Annotated in this window: 5 protein-coding genes; 4 read left to right on the forward strand and 1 reads right to left on the reverse strand. The window is 59.0% G+C overall.

Annotated features, from left to right (window positions below):
* The first annotated feature begins 1 nt into the window (after window position 1).
* On the forward strand, window positions 2–1,111 hold the full coding sequence (locus tag AD944_RS09805; protein WP_045541672.1) for a glycerophosphodiester phosphodiesterase family protein: 1,110 nt from the start codon (window positions 2–4) through the stop codon (window positions 1,109–1,111).
* Between the two features lie 362 nt (window positions 1,112–1,473).
* On the forward strand, window positions 1,474–4,368 hold the full coding sequence (locus tag AD944_RS09810) for a TonB-dependent receptor plug domain-containing protein (RefSeq protein WP_082741163.1): 2,895 nt from the start codon (window positions 1,474–1,476) through the stop codon (window positions 4,366–4,368).
* 211 nt (window positions 4,369–4,579) lie between these two features.
* Here the strand turns inward: AD944_RS09810 and cobU are convergent, their stop codons facing one another.
* Complete coding sequence (gene cobU, locus AD944_RS09815; protein ID WP_236709149.1) at window positions 4,580–5,230, reverse strand: bifunctional adenosylcobinamide kinase/adenosylcobinamide-phosphate guanylyltransferase; 651 nt, start codon at window positions 5,228–5,230, stop codon at window positions 4,580–4,582.
* Between the two features lie 107 nt (window positions 5,231–5,337).
* Here cobU and cobT point away from each other — a divergent pair, with 107 nt between their 5' ends.
* Window positions 5,338–6,336: a nicotinate-nucleotide--dimethylbenzimidazole phosphoribosyltransferase gene (cobT, locus tag AD944_RS09820; RefSeq protein WP_373863247.1), complete on the forward strand. Its 999-nt coding sequence runs from the start codon at window positions 5,338–5,340 to the stop codon at window positions 6,334–6,336.
* Window positions 6,333–7,037 (forward strand): adenosylcobinamide-GDP ribazoletransferase (locus AD944_RS09825; RefSeq protein ID WP_061474837.1); only part of this gene is annotated, 705 nt, incomplete at its 3' end. The genes cobT and AD944_RS09825, both read left to right, overlap by 4 nt.

Raw genomic sequence — 7,037 nt, forward strand, 5'->3', positions numbered from 1 at the left:
TATGGCTGATTTCTCCCGCCGCTCTGTTCTGGCCGCCACATGCGCGGCTGGAATACTGGGGGCCACCAGAAGCTGGGCGGCCCCGGCCCTTGTGCCAAAGCCGCTTGTGTTCGCACACCGTGGCTGCTCTGCCCAGCGCCCGGAACACACGCTGGCGTCCTATGCAAAAGCCATTGCAGATGGTGCGGATTTTGTAGAACCAGACCTTGTGCCAACCAAGGATGGTATTCTGGTCTGCCGCCACGAAAGCAATATTGCCGAAACCACGGATGTTGCAGACAGGCCGGACTTTGCCAACCGCCGCCGCACCCTGAGCATTGATGGCCGGCAGCAGACGGGCTGGTTCACCACAGATTTCACGCTGGCGGAACTGAAAACGCTGCGCGCGCGTGAACGCCTTGCCCCCCTACGCGTGCACAACACCCGCTATAATGGCCAGTTTGATATTCCTACCTTTGAGGAAATGATCGACTTCGTGGCGGCGGAATCCGCCGCACGGGGCCGCGTGATTGGCCTGATACCCGAAGTAAAGAATTCCACGCATTTCCATGCGCTGGGGTTTGACCCGGAAGCCACTTTCCTGCGCATTCTTGCCGCACACCGTTACACACAGTTCGCGCCGCTTGAAGTGCAGTCATTTGAAACAACAAACCTGCGCCGCCTGAAAGACGCCGTAAAAGCCATCAACCCGCAGGCACGGCTGATGTTCCTGATGGGCGAACGCAACCAGACCCCGCCTGATCTTGCCGCCAAAGGACAGAAAACGACCTTTGGTGATCTGATGAAACCGGATGGGCTGAAAGACATCCGCATCTATGCTGATGTCATCGGCCCCTCCCTGACAGACCTTATCCCGCGTGATGCACAAGGGGCATGGCAGGAACCAACCACTCTGGTGGATGATGCCCACGCGGCAGGCCTGCTGGTGCATGCCTATACCTGCCGCCCGGAAAACAAATTTTTACCACGCCAGCTTCGGAACAACGAGGGAGACGCCGCCCGCAATGTGGAAGGCTCCATAGCCGAAATACGCCGCTATCTGGATATGGGGCTGGACGGTTTCTTTACCGATGACCCCGCTATCGGCCGCAAGGCTGTGGATCGCATCTGATGTGATGTGATGTGATCTGATCTCACACCCATCGGCTGGCCACAGAACGCACCACCGCTTCTGTGGCCTTTTTTATGATACGAGAGCAAGAAAGTGGCCGTGGACATGCTCCTTCAACGGCCAAAGACGGTCTCCCCTTCAGACCAACGCAATACTGCACTTTGCCTGTTTTTATTCTGACGCATTCTCTCGAATACCAAAAATACTTATCCCGCTATCTCACTATAACCCAAAGTTATGTAACGCAGAACAATATGAAATTGCCGTGAAACGGGCTTTGCAGGAAATATATTAAAACCCCGGAACAAATAGTACCCAACTTGTCCGTCCTGCATAGCCCTTTCTCTGGAGATGTTCTGATCATGCGCTGTAAAACCCTACGGAACATCCTGCTGCATTCGGCATCCAGCTTCAGTCTGTTTGCTATTTTCTCCCCGCTTCAGGCTGGCCTGGCGCACGCGGAAACGGCACAGACGCCAACTGCTCCTGCCACGCAATACAGCACGACCACATCCAAAAAAACCACGCAGAAAAGCCTGCTTCACGTTGCGGATCAGCAGGAAACCCGCAGCACATCTCCTGAAAATGTGGTTGTTACGGGCTCCATGTTGCGTTCTTCTAATAACTCCAATGCCAACCCTGTGCAGATTATTACTGCAAAAGATATTCAGCGAACCTCTGCTACCACACTGTCAGATTATCTTCAGCGCCTGCCGTCCATGGGCAGTGGCGGCAGCTACAACACCACAACCAATGGCGGCGGCGGTATTGCCTGCCCGGATATCCGCAATCTGGGTGCCTCGCGCGTGCTGGTTCTGGTAGATGGCAAGAGGCAGGTTCAGAACGGAGGTTCAGGCTCATCCTGCGTGGATCTGAACATGATTCCGGTTTCCATGGTGCAGAGTGTGGAAATCCTGAAAGATGGCGGCTCTGAACTTTATGGGGCTGATGCTGTTTCCGGTGTCATCAACATCAAACTCAAGCACAACATGACCACCGGCAATATTACCGTCAAAGGGGGAATCACCCAGTACGGCGATAACCGCACGGGCATGATTTCCGGCATCAAGGGCTTCAATTTCGATCATGACCGCGGCAACATCACCATTGGCGGCCAATATCTGAGCCAGGGCCCCATCATGCAGCGGGACCGGGACTGGGCCTATAACCCGCAGATCAACAACCCCGCTCCCGGTGGCTCTGTTGTGTATGGGTCTGGTATTACGCCCACCGCCACAGCCCTTGTTGGCGGCCAGCAACTTCGGCCCGATGGCAAAGGGGGCTTTGCGCCACTTACTGCCGCCCAGCGCTACAATTACGGGCCGGAAGGCACGCTGTATCAATATATGCAAAGCGGCACCCTGACAGGGGATGCGCATTATGAGATCAACAAACATCTCAATCTGTATGCCAATGTCCGCTACACCCACAAAACATCCCAAGCGCAACTTTCCGCCCAGCCTCTTACGGGAAGCGTGGGGGCAAACTCTCTGCCATCTGCCTTCGTGCTGCCAGCAGATAACCCCTATAATGCGTGGGGAAAGGACGTAGGACTTTACAAACGGACGGTGGAATTCGGGCCACGTTCGTACGATTCCGCCAATGATTCCTATCAGGTTATTGCCGGAGGTAGCGGTACTATTATTGGCAACTGGCAGTACGATGCCTCCATGTCCTACGGCATGACGCAGAACACCCTGCGCACGCAGGGATTGGTGAATTACGCCAAAATATTGCAGGAGCTGGGTGTTTCACAAAACGGCTCTTCCATCGGGTATGACCCCTCCGTCTGCACATCACAGGCAGGGTGCACCCTGTTTGACCCGTTCCAGACCTGGCCCAAAGAGGCTGTTGATTACGCACGGCATACGGAAATTGACCATTCCACCTACCAGTTGCGCGACTTCAACCTCCGTATCAACAACAATGATGTCGTCAAACTACCCTACAAAGGGGGTGGGAACGTTGGCATTGCGCTGGGCATGGAACACCATAGCGAACAGCTTTCCTACCACGCGGACCCGGAAGTACAGGCTGGCAATATTGCAGGTTCCTATACCTCCAACACAGGCGGCGGCTTTAACGCAACGGAAGTGTATCTGGAAGGCAAGTTGCCGCTTTTGCATAACGTGGCCTTTGCCAAGGATCTGACTGTTGACGCACAGGGCCGCTGGTCCCGCTACAATACGTTTGGCGATACGGAAAACTGGAAAGTCAGCATCAACTGGGCACCCATCAAGGATATCCGCTTCCGCGCCACCCTGGGCACCTCCTTCCGCCAGCCCAGCGTGTATTCTCTTTATGGTGGACAGGCAGTTGGTTTTCCCGCCGCCATAGACCCCTGCACACGGCCTGACTATTACGGCGCAGCAGCAGCCACTGTTGTTGCCAATTGTATGAAAGCCGGAGCCGTGCCCGGAAAAGTGACACAAGCCTATTCCAACCAGTTGCCCAGCCTACAAGGCGGAAACCCAAAACTGGGACCAGAAATTGGCCGAACCTACACGTTTGGCACCGTCATTACGCCACGCTGGACACCGGGGCTCTCGCTATCGGTTGAGTACTGGCATACGTCACTCAAGAACACCATTGGCTCCGTAGGCACCCAGTATATTGTGGACCAGTGCTACACGGGCGCTTCCTCCGGCTATTGCGCCAACATCTCCCCGCGTGACAGCAACGGGCAGATTACCATGGTGAACGCCACCACGCAGAACCTTGGCCAGATGACCACAAATGGCATTGATTTTGATCTTGATTACCGTGTGCGCCTCAGCCGGGTGGATGTGCTGACCCTCAGCAACAACCTTCAGGGGCTGGTAGGCTACAATGTTCAGCCCTATGCAGGTTCTTCCTTCAGAAACGGCACAGGCCGCCTCTACTACACCGGGGGCGGTGCTTATGCCGGAGCCGGTGTAGGCCACCCACGCATTACGGATTACGCTACGGCCACATGGTCACACAAAGCGTTCAGCCTGTCTTACATGATGAACTACACCAGCGGCATGCGGCTGAATAATGGCTCGGTTGATCTGACACGATCCTCTGCGGGATCATGGAATGTTCCGGGTATCTTCACACATGATGTCACGCTGGGCTACAGGCTGAAGGACTGGAACTTTGTAGCTGGCGTCAATAACATTCTTGATAAAAAACCGCCGTTTGTGCCCGATGGCGTGATCAATACCGATCTGGCAATGTATGCTCAGAATACCATCGGGCGTTATGTCTTCCTTCAGGCGGGTCTGGACTTCTGAGCACAGAGCGCCCTCGCCTCCGCCCCGCTTCCGGCAAGCCCGCGCGGGACCACATCCCTCTTTATGTGGTCCCGCAAACATCGCCCGGTTTTCATTTCGGGCAGGACATGCTGAACGGAAACGGGTTGGCCATTGCGCCACCCGTGCTCAGGGAAACAATGAGTCTCACTCCGCTTTCCCTGAAATGGCTCGGCAACGCCATGCTCCCGCCCTAGCCCTCATCGCGCGGTGTTTCTTTCAGCACCAGGGGCAATCCGGCCGCTACAAACAGAACGCGCCCTACCTGTGCGGCGAGTGTCTGGTGTAGAAAACCCGCTTCATCCCGAAAGCGGCGGGCCAGTTTGTTTTCCGGCACAATACCCAATCCTACCTCATTCCCCACCAGAACGGTCGGGGCCTGACGTTCCGCCAGAGCAGCCAGCAGGTTTTGGGTGGCTGCCGGAATATCGTGCTCTTCCAGCAGCAGGTTGGTCAGCCACAGGGTAAGGCAATCCAGCAGCAGGGGCTGGGTGGCGTGGGCACGGAGCACGTGGGCAACGTCCACCGGCTCCTCCACCGTTATCCACCCTTCCGCACGGCCGGTTTTATGGTGGTCAATGCGCTCCTGCATCTCGGCATCAAACGCGCGGCCTGTGGCCAGATATACCCATGGCGCGGGCAACGCGGTAATAAGCGCTTCCGCATGGCGGCTTTTGCCGGACCGCGCACCACCCAGAACCAGTGTGGCCGCGCGCAGCCCTCCCTTCTCCTGCGCGGGCTGTTCCGCCACATCCGGCGCGGGGGAGGCAGAAGACTCCCCCTCGGGCATGGTCTGGCTGGCCGATGGCATACCGGGGTCCGCCTTGAGCCTGAGCGTGTTCATACGCTATCCGCTTTCTGCTTCCGTTTGCATGGGCGCGTATAACAGCACACAATAAGGCCATGCCACCACTTTCCACCCTCCCCCCCCCGCAAAGCCTGTTCTCCAGCATGGCGGACCTGCACGCCGCCTGCCAGCACTTGCCCACGCCGGATACTGCCTGCCAGCAGGCCATTGCCATGCGGGAAGCAACGCTGACCAAACCGGCCGGCAGCCTTGGCCAGCTTGAGGGCCTTACCGCATGGCTGGGCGGCTGGCAGCAGCGCAGAACGCCCCGGCTTGAAAATATTCTGGTGCTGGTGTTCGCGGGCAACCATGGCGTGGTAACGCAAGGGGTCTCGCCATGGCCGCCGGAAGTGACAACGCAGATGGTGCGCAACTTCCGCCAGGGTGGCGCGGCCATCAACCAGCTTGCACGGCAGGCACAGGCGGAACTGCGTGTTGTGCCGGTGCATGATCTGGCCCCCACGGCAGATTTCACCACCGGCCCCGCCATGACGGAGATGGATTTTCTGAAAGCCGTGCAGACCGGCTACAACGCTGTGCCAGAGGAATGTGATCTGCTGTGCCTTGGCGAGATGGGCATTGGCAACACAACGGCAGCCGGAGCCCTTGCCGCAGCCCTGTTTGGTGGAGACGCCATGCTGTGGGCCGGGCGCGGCACGGGGCTGGATGATGCAGGCGTGCGGCACAAGGCCCGCGTGATTGAAACCGCGCTAACCCACAACGCCGCCCTGCTGGGTGACCCGCTTGAAACCGCCCGCGCACTGGGAGGGTATGAACTGGCAGCCCTGCTGGGGGCCACGCTGGCAGCCCGCCACAAAAACGTGCCGGTCATGCTGGATGGGTATGTGTGCACCGCCGCTGTGGCACCTCTGGCCCGGCTGGCCGAGCACGGCTTGGCCCATACATGGCTCTCCCATTGCTCGGCAGAGACAGGGCACGCCCGGCTGGCACGGGCGGTAAGGCTGCGCCCGCTGCTTGATCTGGACCTGAGACTGGGCGAGGCCTCCGGTGCGGCGCTGGCGGTGCCCATTGTGCGGGCGGCGCTGGCCTGCCACACGGGCATGGCCACGTTCGCGCAGGCGGCGGTTTCCGAACGCGCATGACCCGCACCAGCCCCTTTGCCGAGAGCCTGTTCAGCCGTATCCGGCTGGATCTGGCCTGCGGCATCGGGCTGCTGACACGTCTGCCCATCAACGGGTTGCTCAGCGTCCGCCAGCGCGCCCAAAGCGGACCGTGGCCGCTGGCCCGTTCCCTTTGGTGCTGGCCACTGGTGGGTGGTGCGGTGGGCGCATTCACCGGCAGTATGGCATGGGGGCTGGAAGCCCTGCATGTGGCCGCCCTGCCCGCCGCTGGGCTGGCGCTGGCGGCACAGAGCGCCCTGACCGGCGCGTTTCATGAAGATGGTCTGGCCGACATGGCGGACAGCTACGGCACGCACGCACGGGAACGCAAACTGGAGATCATGCGGGACAGCCGCATTGGCAGTTATGGCGTTCTGGCCCTGTGCCTGAGCCTGTTGGTGCGTGCCGGAGCCATTGCGGCCTTACCCGCCCCGGCCCTTGTTGGCGGGCTGGCGCTTGCCGGTTTGCTCAGCCGGGCCACACTGCTCTGGCTGCCACGTTTACTACCGCCCGCCCGGCCCGATGGGCTGGCGCGATCCCTCTCGCCGCTGCCCCGTGGTGCTTTTGCAGTAGCACAGAGCTTTGCTTTTCTACTCGCTGCCCTGCTGATGACCGGCCTGATAAACGGCGCCTCACAGCAGCCGGTGCCGCCGGAAAACCAGCCTCTTTTCTGGCGATTGGCA

Origin of the sequence: Acetobacter tropicalis (genome assembly GCF_001580915.1) — a bacterium.
Classification (GTDB): domain Bacteria; phylum Pseudomonadota; class Alphaproteobacteria; order Acetobacterales; family Acetobacteraceae; genus Acetobacter; species Acetobacter tropicalis.